This is a genomic window from Microcoleus sp. PH2017_24_DOB_U_A, assembly GCF_020738205.1.
Taxonomy (GTDB): Bacteria; Cyanobacteriota; Cyanobacteriia; order Cyanobacteriales; family Microcoleaceae; genus Microcoleus.
Genome location: NZ_JAEQCT010000114.1, coordinates 1 through 17692 on the forward strand (window position 1 = coordinate 1; position 17692 = coordinate 17692).

A 17692-nucleotide genomic window follows, 5' to 3' on the forward strand; every position below is an offset into this window, starting at 1 on the left:
AAGGGTATGGCTTTTCTAATTTTGATAATTTTAGAAATCGCGTATTAGCTTGTTTCTTGCATTAGATAAAATTATCACCATAAGTTCTGGAGAGCCCATCCTGCAATGCCCCAATTATCAAATCTAATCCTGCATCTCCATATTTGGGCGCATCGGAGAGTGCAGCGATTCTCACTGCAACATCGGGCGATGCCAAGCGGCTTTTAACGCCTGCAATTCCTCCCAGTACCGCCGCATTCATAGGAATTAAATTTTGACCGCCAAGGACGGCATCGTATTCTTTGGGTCTATTTTGCTCGCTTGGCATAGCATTTTAACCTCTATAATATCTACAAATGTGGCATTTGTCTAATAAATATGTCAAATATTCAAAACTTATAATATGTTTGAACAAGGTTTTTTGATCTCATCTTTTATGCAGCGCAGCATAACTCATAATAGTCCTTTACCTTTTTGAGTCAAAGCGTGCTAAATTTAGCTACTTTGTGTAACATTAGCTAGACAAAGGTTAAGGATATCGGTAATGACAGCAACTGCGAATCGAGCTAACTGGGGACAAAGTGCCAAAATAGTTGCGAGTGCTATTTGGGAGTGTAGGCTATTGAAGGCAAACATAAACAGGGCGATTTTGACTGGCCCAATTGTTGCCAGCATTCTCAGTCTGGTATCGCCTGTGCAAGCTTTGCAGGTGCAGGTGACGCCGCCAAATCCTGAACTGGGTGATACGCTGTCGGTAATCATTCAGGTAAACAGCAGCAGCGCAACTCCAACGGTTTCTGTACTGCAAAAAAATTACCCCGCGTTTCCGATCGGCAATAATCGCTTTCGGGCCCTGCTACCGACGACACCACTGGAGAAACCCGGTGCGCGCGTTGTTCAAGTCTCCGGTGACGGACAAGTGCAGAAGTTGAATGTGCAAGTGCGCGATCGAGATTTTCCGACTCAATCCATCTGGCTGCCGCCTGGGAAAGACAGTGAAGGTACCGATGCCGAATTCGATCGCGTAGACGCCTTTAAAGCACTTGTGACACCTCAAAAATTTTGGGATGGCAAATTGTTGCGCCCCAACTCCGGCGAAATTACCACTATTTACGGCGTGCGTCGGTACTATAATGGGGTATTTGCTAAGGACTACTACCACCGCGGCGTCGATTACGCGGGCGCTTACGGTTCCCCTGTAGTTGCACCGGCTGCCGGTCGCGTGTCTCTCGTGGGACGCGAATCCCAAGGGTTCAAAATCCACGGTAATGTAGTTGGTATCGACCACGGTCAAGGGGTAGCAAGTATTTTGATGCACCTCAGCCGGATTGATGTCAAGGAAGGCGATTTCGTGAAAGCGGGTCAAGTAATTGGTGCTTTGGGGTCAACGGGGGCTTCGACAGGCCCTCACCTGCACTGGGGACTTTACGTGCACGGGCAGTCTGTCGATCCGGTACCTTGGCGGCTTCAGGGAGTTGAGTAGGACTTTTTACCGATTTTGACGAATTTAAAAGTCAATTATGGGGTAAGTTTGTGGCTGGGGTGTGTAGATAACTGTTCTGGGTTATCACTATTGGGTTATGATTTGTACAAAAATTCTCAACTCAAGCCTCAAAACTCGAATCTCAAGACGCCAGCAATTGCGTCTTTACAAAACAAAACTGTATTAATGATGCCGTTGAGCGGGAAGCATATATGAGTATTGAAAAAATTGTTGAACAGGCTTTGCAAGACGGCTATTTAACGCCGTCTATGGAAGCTGAGGTGGGACGAATCTGCAATACGGCTTCTGAATTGTCGATCGAAGAGTACATGGCTCTCGATCGCCTGATGGGAGCTTTGTTGACCGGAGAAGTGGTGGTTCTGCCACGCAAACAGTTCATCAATGTGATGGAAGAGTTGGTGCTTAGCGAGGCGATCGCCAGGGTGGCAGAAATTGAGGCGGCGAGCAGCGAGCAGAGTCTGGATGTGGGAGATATTGCGGCTTATGCTTTAAATAGGCTGCCCCCTCTGTACGCTACGACGGAAGAGGGAGCTCACTTTCAAAGGGCTAGGGCTAAAGAGCAGCTTCACGATTTGATTTCCAAAGAAGTCAACGCAGCGATCGACCGCAACTTGGTCAGACCTGAACCCGTAAACCCCACAGCTTTGGGTAAGCCGTCTTCTGGAACCGAAGTTCTGTCAAATCTCAGCAATTGGCTGCAAGCTAACGCCGTTAATTTTGAGCCGCAGCCGTAGTACCACGTCCAACAGCTCTATTTTGGTTAAGTCGATCCCGCTCAATTCAAAAAGCGGGATTTTTAGTTTTTGAGCCAGAAACAGTTGACAGTTGACAGTTGACAGTTGACAGTTGACAGTTGACAGCAGAAGGAAGGGGGATGTGGGATTGGAGTAATGAATCGTCTGATTTTAATTTCTCCCGATCGGGATTCCGGCTTTAAACCAATTCTTTTTGGTCACAAGACATCCGTCACAATTGAAAAAAAAATTAAAGGAATTGTTTGTTTGCCACCTAAAACAAACAATTCCCTTTTCCTTCTGACTAATGACTAATGACTTCAAACAATTAATTATTGCTCTCAGAAGAGTCTGCGGAGGGGCCGGCAGTAACTTTTGTTTCTCGTTTTTCACGTTTTTTCCGTTCAGCTTGGATGACATCTTGAAGCACTATTCGCGCTTGGGCCATTTTTTCCAAATTGCTGCGGTACAAATCTAAATCTTTGCTAACTTTGTCTTCAGGTAAATGCAAAGCTGCACTGATTTTGCCGATCGCCTCGTTGCGAGTTTCTTGGTTTTTTACCATTTCGGGGTCAGCTTTTTCTAACAGCGAGAACAAACCGATCGCAAATAAGCGACTGTACTTAAATTGAGCGTTGCTGGCGATCGCCCCTAAGGACGCTTGCAAATCTCCTGTATCTTCAAAGCTGGTGGAGCGATCGAGCCACGAGAGCAACTCAGACCCTCCAAGGCGATCGGCCAAGCTTTCCAATCTGTGAGCGTCTTGCTTGTAGCGATCGGGATCGTCTTCTAGGGCTTTGCACAAAGCGTTAAAAATCGAAAGTCTGTCTGCTTCTGGGGCGTACCCGAGCATGAATCGATCGAAAGCTGTCACCACGCCCAAAGCATAAATCGGGTCGTATTGAAAATCTACATTCGCCGAAAGCAAGTGCATTTCTACCATCAACTCTTCCACCACTCGACGGTAAATTGAGTTAATCGGTCGAGTGTGAATCGTATAGAAACTTCGCTTAGTATCTGAAACAGTACGGTTCTTGTTCACCTGAGTTTTATAGATAAATAATTGTGCCGCCACAGGTGGACCAGCGCGGCATGAGTAAAGTCGGGAGAGTCGATTGGCGATCTCCCTGGCAAAATTTGCCAGTTTTTTTTAACTGTGCAGCCGAGACTGCGAGGCAAAATTTTACCCTGGAAGATTTTGCGGGCGATCGGCAGCAACAATTAATCTGTCGCAATACGATGGCAAAAGCCAAGTATCTTTACAATCATAGCTCTTCTGGGATCGCTGATAAATCCCATCTTCTGACTTGCCAGGCCCTCTTCGGGCAACCTTTACCACAATCAAATTTTATTGTCAAGCCCAATCCTCAAAAATCGAACGAACATGACAATTTCTCCTGAATTAAGAGCTTTAGCCCAATACATGGCGGGCGAATTTGACAACCGAGAACAAGCGCTAGCAGATCCGGCGTGGTACGTCCACCTGCGTTTTTGGCAAAGACCCCTGCCCGTGCCTCTCTTGGACGAACCCAGCATTGCCCTGTTTGCCGAACAAGCCAATATTCTAGAATTAGACAAGCCCTACCGTCCCCGCATCGTGCAACTGAGGCACGTGAAGACAGCGCCGGAACTTATAGAAGCTCAGTATTATATGTTCAAGGATATCGCAGCCGTCAAAGGAGCCGGTCGCAACCCCGACTTACTGGCAAAACTCAAGGGCGAGCAAGTCGAACTTCTTCCCGGCTGCACCCTCTCGGTTGCGGTGCAAAATTTAGGCTCAAACCGCTATCGATTTCGGGCATCTCTGCCGGAGGGAACTCGTTGCTGCTTTACCTACGATGGGCAAACTTACCAAGTAGACTTGGGATTTGAAGCCGCAGACGAGGAATTTCTCAGCTACGACAAAGGAATAAACCCCACGACAGGTAAGGCTATCTGGGGAGCTTTAATGGGCCCTTTTAGATTTGTCAAGCGTCAGGATTTTGCTTCTGAAATATTTGCCAATACGCTTGGGATCGGATCGGACGGCGGTTGAAACCGCGTCTACAGAAACAAAGTCCGCCTCCGCGGACTAAAGAAGAAGATCGCGTAATTTTCACCGCCCGGTCTTTAACCTGCACCAGACACGTGCAAGTTTGTGTAGACGCGATTTCAATCGCCCGGTCTTCTTCAACCTGCGGAGGCAGGTTTTGTTTGTGTAGAAGCGGTTTCAACCGCCCGGTTTTCTTAACTTGCGCGCGGCACCCCCTCTAGAGCTTCTTCTTCTGTTTCAAATATTTCAAAGACAGAATCCATCATGGTCACTTCAAACACCAGTTTGGCTTCTGGATGAACATTGCAAATGCGGAAACTGCCCTTAACTTTATCCGCATCGCGCATACCGGCTACCAACGAGGTCAGGCCAGAACTATCGATAAAGTTTACCTGACCAAGATTCACGACGACATGACGGCTGAGTTTGGAAATACACTCTTGCAACTTGAGGCGGAATTGCCAAGCTGTCGTGATGTCCAACCGTCCTGTCGGTGCTAAGACGATAACTGTTGTACCGTCAGATAGCGTGTGGGTTTTTTGATCAATATGAATCACTGACCCTTCCCTCAAATTTATTACTATTTATCGCGGTGGTTACTTTCTGCTATACAAATACTAGACAAGTCTAGACATTTGCTTCTTACTTCACAGGGAGCATGGGAGCGGTTATCCCTCAGTAAGCTTTCGCGCTTTAGCCAAGCGTGATAAATTAATCGCTGCCTTCAAGTCTCTGTCCATCGAATTACCACAACTTTCGCAGTTGAAGGTTCTTTCTTTCAGTGGCATATCTTGGATATGCCCACAGCTTGACTATTGTTTTGCAAGGGCGGAAACCAGCGGTCAGCAATGATTATTTCACAACCAAACTTTTTCGCCTTATATTCTAGGTGACGCTTGAATTCAGAGAATCCACAGTCAGCTATTGCCTGCGCTAGTTTGTGATTTTTTGGCATCCGATCAACATTTAAATCTTCTACTTATAGTTGCGTGGTTTTTGCATAAGTAAGTAGTGACTTGATACTGAAAGTCCAAGCTTTTTCGCAAATCGCGCAGGGTTTGAACATGGCACACTATGAGTGTTTGTGTAAAAGTTTACCATTCTGTCTACTTAATTGCTAGCTAAGGACTTTCTCAGTAGTTTAACTCACGTCGGTGACTGCTGAGGCATCCAATTCGCCCAATCTTGCGGTTTTAAGAACTTTGAGTAGAGTTCGGCTTCTGGAGAGTTGGGTTCTGGCTCGAAACAATACTCCCAGCGTACCAGAGGTGGCAGGGACATCAGAATCGATTCGGTGCGTCCGTTGGTCTGTAAGCCAAAGGTCGTGCCCCGATCGTACACTAAGTTAAATTCAACGTAACGGCCGCGGCGGTAAAGTTGGAAATCGCGCTCGCGCTCGCCGTATGCTTTCGATCGATGTTTTTCAACAATTGGGGTGTAAGCCGGCAAAAATGCGCGGCCGCAGTCCTGTATGAAGGCGAACAGCGACTCCCAGCTTCTAGGCTCCGGGTTTCCGACATTTTTGCTGTACTCAGCAGCTTTCCCTTTGACATTTTGGTCGCGGTAAAGCGGGCCTTGAGCGTTTTGGTAGTCAAAAAACAGGCCGCCGATACCGCGAGTTTCTTGGCGGTGGGGCAGGTAAAAATATTCGTCGCACCAGAGTTTAAATGTCTGGTAATAGTCCGAGTGGTGTTTGTCGCAAGCTGATTTCAGAGTTTTGTGAAAATGAGCTGCATCCTCATCCAACAGGTAATAAGGAGTCAAATCGACACCACCACCAAACCACCAAATCGGGCCCGCTTCAAAATAACGGTAATTCAGGTGAACCGTAGGCAAGTAGGGATTGCGGGGGTGCAGCACCATCGAAGTACCAGTGGCGTAGAAATCGTGACCGGCAGCTTCTGGGTGCTTGGTCAGAATCAAAGCAGGCAAACTTTCGCCCCAAACTTGGGAAAAATTAACTCCGCCTTGTTCAAACACATTGCCTTCGCGCATAACGCGAGAACGTCCGCCCCCGCCTTCGGAGCGTTCCCAAGAGTCCTCTTTAAATTTGCCGCCGCCATCGACCTGTTCGAGGGCTTGACAAATTTCGTCTTGTAGGCTTTTCATAAATTGGCTGACTCTAGCTCTAGAGTCAGCGGGCGGCAAAAACGGAGAAGTCGTGGTTTTAAGTGTTGTAGAAACTGTCATAAAATTTTCTGTTGTCAGATTTGAATCTTAGATGGTGATGATTGCCAAATCCAGTCGCCATGTAATTATGCCACCGCAGGTCTGCAAATGATCGCTATGAAGTTACATTAAAAAATAGCAATAAAAATATACTTAAACTTGCGATCGAACATTCACTGACACAATTGCAGAGCTATGGTGGAGAACACAATGCCCAGTACACTCGATATTAGTTCAGTCTTAGAAATCCTGCGACCTGTGCAAGACCCCGAACTGCAAAAAAGTTTGGTGGAATTGAACATGATTCGTAACATCAAAATTGACGGCGGAGTCGTCAGTTTTACTTTAGTGCTGACAACGCCTGCTTGCCCGCTGCGAGAATTTATTGTCGAAGATTGCCAAAAAGCGGTCAAACAGTTGCCAGGAGTCGAAAAAGTGGCTGTGGAGGTGACAGCCGAGACTCCCCAGCAGAAGGGAGTGGTCGATCGCCAAGGCATAGAAGGCGTTAAAAATATTATCGCAATTTCCAGCGGCAAAGGGGGCGTCGGCAAAAGCACGGTGGCGGTGAATGTGGCAGTAGCCCTGGCGCAAACCGGCGCAAAGGTGGGTTTGCTGGATGCCGATATCTATGGGCCCAACGACCCAAATATGTTGGGTTTGGGGGACGCGAAAGTAATGGTTAGGGATGGAAAAAGCGGAGAAAGCCTCGAACCCGCATTCAACTACGGCGTCAAATTAGTGTCGATGGCGTTTTTAATTGAGAAAGACCAGCCTGTAATTTGGCGCGGCCCGATGTTGAACGGAATCATCCGACAGTTCCTCTACCAGGTGAATTGGGGCGATTTAGATTATCTGATTGTCGATATGCCTCCGGGTACTGGAGACGCGCAGTTGACAATGGCCCAAGCGGTGCCGATGGCTGGTGTGGTGATTGTGACGACGCCGCAGACGGTGGCTTTGTTGGACTCCCGCAAGGGGTTGAAGATGTTCCAACAGTTGGGAGTGTCGGTGTTGGGAATTGTGGAAAATATGAGTTATTTTGTGCCGCCGGATATGCCTGACAAGCAATACGATATTTTCGGTTCCGGCGGCGGCGAAAGGACGGCGGCAGAGTTGGGAGTGCCGCTGTTAGGCCGCATTCCGCTGGAAATTCCGCTGCGGGAAGGTGGCGATTCCGGTGTGCCAATTGTCGTGGGACAACCGGGTTCTGCTTCGGCGAGGGAGTTGCGGGCGATCGCGGGTCGCATTGCTGGTAAAGTTTCTGTAGCAGCCCTAGCCTAATAGACATCTCATCCAAAAGTTCGTCAAGGGCAGGCTCTCCGGCCTGCCCCACAACAGTTTTTGGGAGAAGTCTCACAAACTTTCGTTTCCCAGCTTTGTCTCCTGTTGGCGAAGGTTTGCCTAATTCCCGAGCTCTGCTTGGGAACTAGAAACGAGAAACGGTAAGCTATAAAGAGCAAACTTAACATTCAAAGAATTATGATTTTTCCAGGTTCGGCAGTTCGAGTTAAAGATAAGGGCGAGATTTACTACGGCTTTCAAGGACTTGTGCAGCGAGTTACCGACGGGAAAGTCGCGGTATTGTTTGAAGGTGGCAATTGGGACAAGCTGATCACGTTCCGCTTATCGCAATTGGATATTGTGGATGCTACGGCTGGTCGCGCGAAATAGTCATTAGTCAGCGGTCATTAGTCAGTTGTTATTTGTTATTAGTTATTGGTTATTGGTTATTAGTACCCACTCACAAATAACAAATAATAAATAACCAACTGCTAACCGCCAACTGCCAACTGCCAACTGCCAACTGCCAACTGTCAACTGTCAACTGTCAACTGACTAATATGCGTTTACCTTTACCCCAATTTGGAACAAAAGAGCGGCATCCCGATCGCATTGCTGAAGTCATCGAGACGGCAACTACAGAGTTTTTGGCTCAATGCTTGGAACCGGATGACTTGAGTTTTCCGGTGATGCCACCTTTTGGGAGTTGGGTGAAGGCGGAAGATGAAGAGTCAAAAAATCAAATCTACGGCGTAGTTTACCATGCTACCACTAGCCCGATCGACTCGGTGCACAGAGCTAGGGCTTTGGGTTTATCGCTGGAAGAGTTGCGGGAAGAACAACCGCAGATTTTTGCGATGCTGAAAACCGAGTTTCGAGTGGCGCTTGTGGGGTTTGAGAAGCCACCGGAAAGGTTGAACGGCCACGGCCCATCGAGGGGTACAATTTATCAGTATTTGCCGCCGCGCCCGCCGCAAATTCACCAAGCGGTTTATCGCTGCGAACCGGATGAGGTGATTGATTTTACGGTGCAGTTGGATTTTTTGAGGACGCTGCTGGGAGTGACGAATGCGCCTGTGGATGCGCTGACGGCTGCGACGATTCGGGAGATTTATCAGTTGCGAATGCGCGATCGATCTTGGTTGGTGGAAGCGGGCAGGAATTTAAGTGTTTTGTTGAAGGATGATTACGATCGGTTGCGGGTGATTTTGAGTCAGATTCATCCGTAGGGTATGATATATATGGAAATAGAAAAGTATAGACAACTCAGAAAAAATATTTTATGTGGGTAGACGTAACAGCGCTAAATCAGATTCCCGAACGGGATATTTTGAAGGTAAAAGTTGAAGGAATTTCACTAATTTTGAATCGCCAAGGTGCGAATGTCACTTGTTACCGCAATGCTTGCACTCATTTAGAATATCCGATCGATATGGGGAAAGTAAGTAATGGCATCATTACCTGTCCCTTTCATAAATTTCAATTCAAGTTAGATACTGGTAAATGTTTGAATGCACCGAGTGATTCCCTAGAGTCTTATCCCGTAAAGATTGAGGGCGAAATCGTTTTTGTTGACATCAATGAATCATGATTCATCAGTCATTTATTCATACCAATTTGAAACAAAATCTCATAAGAATAAAAAAATAAGAAAAATAAATTAGAGGTTTTTACCTGTAGGGACACGGCACGGCACCGTGTCTGGCAATCTATGCCTTAAGATAGATATTTTTTATATAGTTAATAACCGTTAATAACCGTAACAACAATTTGTCAAAATCTTATTATGTGCTGTTTCCAACACAAACCTGCTAGCGCCGGGAGGCTTTGCCGACATGGGAGCCAAACAAGGCAGAGCATAAGAATCTGAGTTGCCTGGTAAATTACAAAGTCCCACGCATTTAATAGAAGGGTTCCGAGCGTGATACCAGTAATTTTATAACCCAATACGGTTCACTTAAGACAGATCCCCCCTAACCCCCCGGGAGATGCGGGGGGGACAAGAAGCTCTTAAAGTCCCCGCAACGATGCGGGGGATTTAGGGTGATCTCCGGGCATAAATAGTGTTAAGTAAACCGTATTGTTTTATAACCCAACAAACATTCTCAATAGTGTTCATACTCCTCGTACCTTCACGCGGCAAGGAGCGTCAAAGATAAAATCTCAACTAGGGACGGAAAACCAGATATTCCAACAAATAAAATCATGAAAAAACTATGCCTGTTTTTTTTTTGATGGTGATGATTAGCTTGGGAACAGTTGCAATTGTCAGAAGTCAGCAAACACCACCACCTATCAATACCTATAGTCAAACCGTGAAACGGGAAGTCTTCGCGAGTGGTTATCCTAGTGAGGCAGAAGGTAGAATTTTAGAATTAGTACGTTATACCATTCCTGGTATGGCAAAACTGCTGCCTCACGTTCATCCAGGGATGCAAATTTTCAAAGTTGAATTGGGGACACTCACCTATACTGTTGTCCAGGGAATCGCGAAAATTAAACGCGCCAATGGTAAAGAAGAAACCCTAGACGCGGGCCAAACTACTCGTCTGACGGTGGGAGATTCTTTAGTTGAGGCAGGGGGTATGGTGCATCACGGTCAAAATGAAACAGGAGATCTGGTAATTCTGCTTTCCACTTCTCTCCTGGATTCTCAGAAACCGAAAGCAATTTTGATCGAGCGTTAATCGACTTTACTGGTGCTTGGTGGTGGCGGATTAAAGTTTTGAACTGGCATCTGGGGTTCATATGGTGTCCGAGTAATTAAGCACAATCAGATTGGTTCGTAGTGCGGACTTCAGTCAGCTTTCATGCGGAGGACACTCCCGACGCACTACAAACTGTTTTTGTTATGGTAATAGAGCGGACATGATATGACTCTTTCCCAAGCACATCGCTTGGGAAGGAGTTAATTAACTTTAAACCACCGCACTTTTCAACCTATCACTTTGGCGCGCCGCTGACGGAGGAAAACCCCCAAAAGCCCGATCGCCCCAACGATCAAAAGCAGCCATTCTTCCGGTTCCGGAACCCCAGAAACATTCAAAGGATTGTTCGGTTTCGTCAACTCCTCCTTACCCGATTCTATCTTTCTTTCAAATCGATCGCTCTTAGCTTCCGCCGCCTTTAGCTGCGCCCTTTGCGCGTCATTAACTAGCACAATCATCGAAGAATAAGGCGTGACGACTTTAAAAGTTTTAGCTAGCGAGTGCATTGCATCCAACTGAGTCAACTGATTGGAAGTTTTCTCTTTGCTAAGGGCGGTTATCAACTGCCGCGCAGCTATCGGTTTAAAACCTTCATTTTCATCATCAGTTATTTTCGCAACCGCCGCCGACTTGGGAGTTTTGGCATAACTCCAAACATAGCCATCAACAACACTAATTGCAGATTTCCCTGATGATGCTGTCGTCGCCACTCGCTGCATCGCCTCTTTGATATCGGTAGAAACTCCGCCACCGCTATCTTGAATCAGCTTTAAAGTTCCATCATCGTAAGCCGGTGGTAAGCCTCCCAAATGCACAGTCCATAGGGGTGAGGGCATGGAAACGCTGGTTTTGCGATCGTCGGATAACTCATAGCTGTGGCGATCGCTCACCAAGAATACAGTATCATAAGTGCGATCGGCGCGTAACTGTGCAAACTGTTGCAGAATATCCTTAAGTTGGAGCGTACCATAAAACGTCAACTTTCCAACATCAAAACTCCCCAAATCTTCCACCAACTTCGGCGGCATCCCCGCAGCACTCCCCACATACAAATCAACCGTATTTGCTTTTAAACTATTCGCTTTCAACCATTCAAAAGTCTCCTTAACCTCCTTTGTTTTCCCCGTCATACTGCGGGAAGTATCCAGAATAACTGCAAACTTTTTGCCCTGCGGTAGCGAATAATTTGCATCAACCAGTGGCTTAGCAGAAATCGTATTTTCTCCCGGAAAATTTGCCAGACGCGGTATTGCTTGCTGCCGGGAAACTGCTAGCACAAAACTCGGCAACCAAGTTTCTTTTGCCTCTTTTCCTTTGTAATTTACCTGTTTTCCGGCAATTGTGCGGCGAGTATTTCCATCCCAATAAATGTTACGTTTTTCTGCTAAAACAGGCATCGCCCAACCCTGTGGTTGTCGCATCACTTTGTAAGTCAGCCACAAGTGCATTTCCGTTGGCCCATCAGTTTGCGTGCGCGAAAACTCTCGTTTAGCCGGAATTGGAAAAGCTCGCAAGCGGTATTGTTTCGGGCCAACTTGTTCGAGCAAAGCCGGGTCTACATTTTCTCTCACCTGCTGGTTGTAAACTTGCTGTGCAGCACCTCTGGGCGACACACTAAATGCAAAACGCCTTTTCAAATCCCCAGTATCGCCCAGCCAAACTCCTGTAACTGCGGCGCTTTCCGGCAGTGAAAAGTAATAAAATACTTCTTGCAAGTTCGGCGTTTGATTTTTGTAAACTTCGTAGAGTTGAACATCAGCCCAATCGCCCTTTTCTGTGATTGTAACTTCTTGCGACTGCAACCATACTTTTTCCTCATTGACATTCAGCAAACCTGCCTTAGCTTCTTGGCGGTTAGATGTTGACTGCACTGCGTGCTTTACTGCTTCCGTGTCACCTTTTTGAATTTCGGTATCGAAGAATCCAGCGTAGAGTTTTTCGGCTTTTTTAACATCGGAATCAGAGCCTTGATACAAAAACGGCGACATTAAAAAATTGTAGCTGTTCTGCACGTTGCGAGCCGCTGTGTTAGGCAAACTGAACGTATTTTTGTACATCTCATAAATGTGGTTGTTTTCTCCCACAGTGCTGAGATAGCGGTACGGAGATAAATAAGCATTAACTAAGCCCGATCGAATCATATCAGACTTGGCTAATAAAGTTTGACGCGCAGTGTCATTTGCTGCGGGAGTTGCCAGAATTTTCATGGCTTGAATTTGCGGCTGCTGTAGCAAAGCTGCGAAAATTGCCAGCCAAGCAGCCATGACTCCCAAGCTGCCCATGATTGCTTGATTCTTTCCGTATTGGGAAGCAAAACTGCGAAATACTTTGCGTCCAGATTGGATGTATAGAAAGCCGTAAAGCGAAGGCATTACTACGAACAAGCTGGAGGTAAGACCAAACAGAATCAAGGATAATGGTAGCCACCAAATTATGGATAATGAAGTGTACTTTAGAGAATCAATCAGTGGTGCTACCCAGGCAAAACTTAAAAATCCAACTACCAGCGTAAATGCGACAGGTAGAGCGTAAAACATCAGCAAGGTTGCCGCCCAAGTTCCAACTAGCAGCATTAAGCTGTGAAATGCTAACTGTATCCACGCACTTCGCTTGTTTCCCATGAATCCAATAGAACTGGACTTTCTGTTGCGAGCATCTTGAGATATTGAAATATCTTCAATATTTTCTTGTTTCCCAAAATATCCGTACAGCATTTCTACTAAAAATGCTGCAATGCACAAAACGATTGTAGCGATAATTAGCGAGCTGGCTGGATTCAGTTCTCGAAGCATAAACAGCCTGATTAAGCAGAGCAAAAACAACGGCGCTTCTACTCCGTAAAACAAGCGCATTAGCTGCAATGGTTGCTTGTGAAAGCGCCTTGCTCCTACTATGGTAAACACTGTCGGTACTGCTATCAGTGCTGTTAGGGTTAAGGAAAATTCAAGGGGAATAATTCCGTCTATTGTTGCTTGGATTAACGGAATTGCTAGGTATGGCAAAATTCCTAGATAAACAGTTGACAAAAATGTCAGGTTCCACACCCAAAAAACAATTCTAAAAATTGCATCAAATACCTGCTTTGCTTTCATTTTTTGCTCCTTTTAAGCTTTGTTTGACAGCATTATGTACGTTAGCAGTAAACTCTTGTACCTCGGAATTTTCAGGATTTACGAAACTGTCAAAAAGAATGGAAACTAGCACCCAAGTCTGATTGCGATGGGTGATGTCGCTGCCGATGCGCGACAAGAAGTTATCTGTGGTTTGCGCTTGAGATTGCAGCCAGTATGCAGCGGATAGTTGGTTGTCTTTGAGATACAGCCAGCGAGCGGTTACGGTAGGAGTTAGCTGTTTTTGTTCTATTCGATTAACGGAGATGCCACTGGTTACAAAGCACAACTCTGGTGCGTGATAAGTCTGCCAAGATGTGCTGGCTACTGCGAGGAGGGAACCGTGCAAGTTACCTGAGACAAATCTCTTTTTTTCGGCTTTTGTATCTGGGTAATTGCCGAAGAATCTTTGTTCGCTGGGATTCAGCGGGATTGCTTCGGATATAATTTGTTGGGGTAGTTGTAAAGGGGCGATCGCTACTTTTGTACTTTCGACATGATACAATTGAGAAATTCCTGCTAAAACAGTCACCGTCACAATTAGTCCGGCTTTTGCCAGAGGCTGATTTTTCAGTATTTCCGAATCTCGTTGCGAGTTGAAATCAATTTGTTTTGTTGGCTGAAATTTGGGAACTTGTTGCAGCATCAACCAACTTACAAAACAACCGCAGACTAAACCTACAATTCCCAGCGGTACGTGGAGGATTTCTGCATAGGTTGGCTGTTGCCAAACTTGGGCAACCAGCACTAGCGCGACAACCCGCAAAGCGTTAGCAGACAGCAACATTAACAAGTTAGCAGCGCATACTGCCAGCCATTGAAAACTTAATTTTCGGCTTTCTAACCAGGTAGCCACTAGCAAAAATAGCGTCCCGACTAATAGGGTTTTAATGCCGCTGCAAGGTATATCAACGTGAGCGATGCCGTTTTCCAAAATCAGGATATCGTAGGAAGAAATAGCTCCCACGTGCAGGAATGAGAGCAACTGTTCTACTACGTGAGCAGTCATCACTCGCGCGGGCAAGCCGAGGCCGCTATTAAACTGATTGCTGAAGGGTAAAATACAAGCCAGCAAGCCGGCAATTGGCAAGTTTTTTTGCCAAAAATTCGGTTCCGCAAAGAAGCCGCACAGCCCGTAAGTTCCGAGGATAAATAGCAGTACGCTAACTTGTGGGATATTAATTATGCACCCTGTGGCGATCGCCAAAACACCTGCACCCAACATCAACAGCAGCGGATTGCGCCTCAAAATGAAGTTGCGGGAAAATGCGCGCGGGCGATCGCTCGGTTGGGGCGATCGCACTACTAATGCTACAATCAGAAAACCAATTGCTATCTTGTACAGTGCCGGTATCTCAACAAACGACGATAACAGCCACTTAACAGCCGAGATATTGGCCCAAAACCAAGCAAGCGCCAGCAAAAAAGGAGCCAGCCAAACCAAATTAACCGCCTGAGGGGGACTAACAGAATCTGAAATTCCCGAATCTGGAATATTGGTGCGCTGCATGATACCGCTTGAAATTCACATTGATGAAATCTTAGCTCAGCAAAATTGGTAATGCCTAGACCCGTAAATTAAGTTTTGTCAAGCTTCTATTTTCTATACATAAATGTTAGCCTTATAATAATTTAATCGGAGGTAAAAATGAGCGAAAAAAGTACAGGATACAAAATTCTTAGCGACAACCGACAAGCGCGCCATTTGTATGAAATTATAGATACATATCAAGTGGGAATCGAGTTAAAGGGAACCGAAGTCAAATCGATTCGGGAAGGAAAAGCGAATTTGCGGGACGGATATGCTTTGGTTAAAAATGGCGAAATATGGCTGATTAACGTTCATATTTCGCCGTGGAGAAGTGCTAGCAACTATTTTAATCACGAGCCTCGCCGCACCCGCAAATTGCTGATGCACAAGCAGGAAATTCGCAAATTAATCGGCAAAGTGGAAGAAAAAGGTTTGACTTTAGTGCCGTTAAAAATGTATTTGAAAGGTGGCTGGGTAAAACTTGATATCGGTTTGGGAAAAGGGAAAAAACTGCACGACAAGCGCGAAGATTTGAAGAAACGCGAAGACAAGCGGGATATGGAACGCGCGATGAAGCAATTTTAGTCATCAGTCATCAGTCATTAGTCGGTAAACAGTCAACTGTCACCTATCAACCCAACGACTGTGCTCTTCGGGCAGGGGGCAAGCTGTCAACTGTCAACAGTCATCAGTTATATTATGTGGGAGCATCTCATTTTTGTAAAAAGCATTTTTTTTTGAGTGCGAGCGTCCCCGCTCGCGTATTGTATAGTACGCGAGCGGGGACGCTCGCACTATAAATACAAAACTCAGATGCTGCCTATCATGTCCGATCCATAACCATAATAAAAATGGTTCGTAGTGCGTCCTGGTGTCCGCAGCTTCAGAGCGGACACCAGGACGCACTACAAACTGTTCGCGCGTGCCCTTAATCGAGCGAACACCATATCATCAGTCATTCAGTCATCAGTCCTCTCAACCGCTTCTGTCAACCTCTTCGGGCTCTTCTGTCAACTGCCAACTGTCAACTGTCAACTGTCAACTGTCAACTGTCCTTCTTCCCGCTTCAATCTTCAATCTTCCTGAAAATATCCGGATTGCTTGTGGAGTCCCACGAAGGGTTAACCTATGCTCGAATACATCTAGGTAATCGCAGCATGAGGCAAGCATTCGGCTGTGGAGTTGCAAACCATAAATGAGAAATGAGTTCAAGCCTTCCTTCATTTCCTAAGATTATGATGCCATGAGGGTGGCAATTAAATCTAGACAACAAAATATCCCAACTCTCAAGTTAAAAGATGCTAAAAACGACACCGTTAGCTAACATTTTTAATGTCATGAAAGAGCCAACAAAAAAGCATCATCACTCCAAGTGGGCGGCATTCCTACTGATGCTAGCAGTAGGCTTTGGCGGCTGGCAATTTGGGTTGCCGGAACTCGCCTCACTGTTTAATAATAAGGGCTTTGAAAACTACAAAGCCAATAGATTGGCTGATACTCAAAAAGCCTATGAATTAGCCCTCTCCGTAGATCCCAAGAGCCGAACAGCTCTTTACAATTTGGGATGGCTGTGCGAAGAGGTGCAAGATTTAGAGTGCGCCCGAGGAAAATACCTGCAAGCTGCCAAACTGGGTCTCCCTGCTGCTTACAGCAATTTAGCTCGATTATATATAGTAGACAAGAAAAACTATGCTGCTGCCGTTCACTTGCTGTGGCAAGGTTTAAAATTAGCTGAGGACGATCGAGTAAAATATTCCTTACTCAAAAATTTGGGATGGGCTCGGCTGAAACAGGGTAGATATTCAGAGGCATTGCAGCATCTGGATGCAGCGATTAAGCTTGATAGTGAAAGACCTGCAACTTACTGCTTAAAAGCGCAAGTCCTAGAAGGGATGAAAAAGACGAAGGAAGCGCTACCGCAGTGGAAAACTTGTCTAAAGTATGCGGATTCCCAAGAATTCGATGAGGATATATGGATAGGAATGGCACGTCAACGATTAAAAGAGGAAAAAACAAATAAATGAAACGCACAGTTTTGCTTTCATCAGCCATGCTGGCAATTATAACGGTAATGGAGCTAAGTCAAGCCTCAAGAGCAATGCCAACTCCTGCAACTGTTACACCCACAGTGAATGAATCAGTCGCAACGCTGTTCCAATTGAATCAGTCTACGACGTGGCGGCGGTGCAAAGATAGAGATGGATATTATGCGTGTCCGAGATTTGCAATGCCTTCGGATAGCGAAGAATAAGAGTTATTTTCGATAATTTTTGTAGAGTTCGCCACTAGCACTTTACAACTAACAGGTATGTAGTATGTAGTAGTAGTTATGTAGGTGCACGCTGTGCACCTTATACCATTTGAGATTTGAGATTTGAGATTTGAGATTTTTCGATTTGAGATTAAAGAATTGGAAATGACTGATGACTATAGCCTTTTTCAGTAACAGTGCGGTGCTCATAGGGCATAGGGCATAGGGCATAGGGCATAGGGCATAGGGCATAGGGCATAGGGCATAGGGCATACCTCACTTATTTGAGAAAGGCTATAGCGCGTCGCGTGAGAACCCCGGTCTTTCAAGCCGGGGATGAAACGCAGTTGCAACCTTTAGGTTGCCAGTAATCTGTGTTATAGTTTTTAACAA

General features: G+C 45.9%; 18 protein-coding genes and 1 pseudogene. 12 read left to right on the forward strand and 7 right to left on the reverse strand.

The genetic code is table 11. The annotated features are described in order from the left end of the window. Positions 1-61 precede the first annotated feature (61 nt). Entirely contained in the window at positions 62-307 is a 246-nt protein-coding gene (locus JGK07_RS27630) for a hypothetical protein (RefSeq protein WP_363319709.1), read from the reverse strand. Positions 308-523: 216 nt separating this feature from the next. Between JGK07_RS27630 and JGK07_RS27635 the strand changes: the two genes are divergently transcribed. Together JGK07_RS27635 and JGK07_RS27640 are read left to right on the forward strand one after the other, a co-directional pair. After that, complete coding sequence (locus tag JGK07_RS27635) at positions 524-1462, forward strand: M23 family metallopeptidase (protein ID WP_293185351.1); 939 nt, start codon at positions 524-526, stop codon at positions 1460-1462. Positions 1463-1674: 212 nt separating this feature from the next. Next, complete coding sequence (locus JGK07_RS27640) at positions 1675-2217, forward strand: late competence development ComFB family protein (RefSeq protein ID WP_293185350.1); 543 nt, start codon at positions 1675-1677, stop codon at positions 2215-2217. Between the two features lie 328 nt (positions 2218-2545). Here JGK07_RS27640 and psb29 read toward each other — a convergent pair whose 3' ends face one another. Further along, positions 2546-3259 (reverse strand): photosystem II biogenesis protein Psp29, encoded by a 714-nt coding sequence (psb29, locus tag JGK07_RS27645; RefSeq protein ID WP_293185349.1) that lies wholly within the window; start codon positions 3257-3259, stop codon positions 2546-2548. A gap of 23 nt (positions 3260-3282) precedes the next feature. Between psb29 and JGK07_RS27650 the strand changes: the two genes are divergently transcribed. Then, the gene (locus JGK07_RS27650; protein WP_293185347.1) at positions 3283-3618 is read left to right on the forward strand and encodes a hypothetical protein; all 336 of its coding nucleotides are present in this window, start codon (positions 3283-3285) and stop codon (positions 3616-3618) included. Continuing rightward, positions 3602-4252, forward strand: coding sequence for a chromophore lyase CpcT/CpeT (locus JGK07_RS27655; protein ID WP_293185345.1), 651 nt, complete (start codon positions 3602-3604; stop codon positions 4250-4252). The genes JGK07_RS27650 and JGK07_RS27655 overlap by 17 nt, the downstream gene beginning before the upstream one ends. Before the next feature lie 191 nt (positions 4253-4443). On the opposite strand, the gene JGK07_RS27660 is transcribed toward JGK07_RS27655, so the two are convergent. The 3 genes and pseudogenes from JGK07_RS27660 to hemF form a co-directional block, all read right to left on the reverse strand. After that, entirely contained in the window at positions 4444-4806 is a 363-nt protein-coding gene (locus JGK07_RS27660; protein ID WP_106149243.1) for an STAS domain-containing protein, read from the reverse strand. 111 nt (positions 4807-4917) lie between these two features. Continuing rightward, positions 4918-5049 (reverse strand): annotated as a pseudogene (locus JGK07_RS33295) (zinc ribbon domain-containing protein); the annotation flags it as partial. A gap of 346 nt (positions 5050-5395) precedes the next feature. Next, entirely contained in the window at positions 5396-6439 is a 1044-nt protein-coding gene (hemF, locus tag JGK07_RS27665) for an oxygen-dependent coproporphyrinogen oxidase (RefSeq protein ID WP_293185344.1), read from the reverse strand. Positions 6440-6628: 189 nt separating this feature from the next. Between hemF and JGK07_RS27670 the strand changes: the two genes are divergently transcribed. The 5 genes from JGK07_RS27670 to JGK07_RS27690 all read left to right on the forward strand — a co-directional run bounded on the left by JGK07_RS27670 (position 6629) and on the right by JGK07_RS27690 (position 10386). Beyond that, on the forward strand, positions 6629-7699 hold the full coding sequence (locus tag JGK07_RS27670) for an Mrp/NBP35 family ATP-binding protein (RefSeq protein WP_293145049.1): 1071 nt from the start codon (positions 6629-6631) through the stop codon (positions 7697-7699). A 198-nt stretch (positions 7700-7897) separates the two neighbouring features. After that, the gene (locus JGK07_RS27675; protein ID WP_293185343.1) at positions 7898-8089 is read left to right on the forward strand and encodes an NAD(P)H dehydrogenase subunit NdhS; all 192 of its coding nucleotides are present in this window, start codon (positions 7898-7900) and stop codon (positions 8087-8089) included. 170 nt (positions 8090-8259) lie between these two features. Next, positions 8260-8928, forward strand: a complete 669-nt coding sequence (locus JGK07_RS27680) for an HAS-barrel domain-containing protein (RefSeq protein WP_293185341.1) — start codon at positions 8260-8262, stop codon at positions 8926-8928. Positions 8929-8981: 53 nt separating this feature from the next. Beyond that, positions 8982-9290, forward strand: a complete 309-nt coding sequence (locus JGK07_RS27685; RefSeq protein ID WP_293185331.1) for a Rieske (2Fe-2S) protein — start codon at positions 8982-8984, stop codon at positions 9288-9290. A gap of 625 nt (positions 9291-9915) precedes the next feature. Continuing rightward, complete coding sequence (locus JGK07_RS27690) at positions 9916-10386, forward strand: cupin domain-containing protein (protein ID WP_293185330.1); 471 nt, start codon at positions 9916-9918, stop codon at positions 10384-10386. Positions 10387-10634: 248 nt separating this feature from the next. Here JGK07_RS27690 and JGK07_RS27695 read toward each other — a convergent pair whose 3' ends face one another. Continuing rightward, positions 10635-13499, reverse strand: a complete 2865-nt coding sequence (locus tag JGK07_RS27695; RefSeq protein ID WP_293203345.1) for a TIGR02921 family PEP-CTERM protein — start codon at positions 13497-13499, stop codon at positions 10635-10637. Further along, positions 13477-15027, reverse strand: coding sequence for an exosortase O (gene xrtO / locus JGK07_RS27700; protein ID WP_293185328.1), 1551 nt, complete (start codon positions 15025-15027; stop codon positions 13477-13479). Before xrtO ends, JGK07_RS27695 begins: the two co-directional genes overlap by 23 nt. Positions 15028-15165: 138 nt before the next feature. On the opposite strand from xrtO, the gene smpB reads away from it, so the two are divergent. The 3 genes from smpB (at position 15166) to JGK07_RS27715 (ending at position 17299) form a co-directional block, all read left to right on the forward strand. Further along, complete coding sequence (gene smpB / locus JGK07_RS27705; RefSeq protein WP_293185326.1) at positions 15166-15633, forward strand: SsrA-binding protein SmpB; 468 nt, start codon at positions 15166-15168, stop codon at positions 15631-15633. Between the two features lie 713 nt (positions 15634-16346). After that, positions 16347-17072, forward strand: a complete 726-nt coding sequence (locus JGK07_RS27710) for a tetratricopeptide repeat protein (protein ID WP_293185324.1) — start codon at positions 16347-16349, stop codon at positions 17070-17072. Beyond that, positions 17069-17299 carry an Osc7112_2153 family protein gene (locus JGK07_RS27715; protein WP_293185323.1) on the forward strand — a complete coding sequence of 77 codons (231 nt, stop codon included), beginning with the start codon at positions 17069-17071 and terminating at the stop codon, positions 17297-17299. The genes JGK07_RS27710 and JGK07_RS27715 overlap by 4 nt, the downstream gene beginning before the upstream one ends. Positions 17300-17692: the final 393 nt, after the last annotated feature.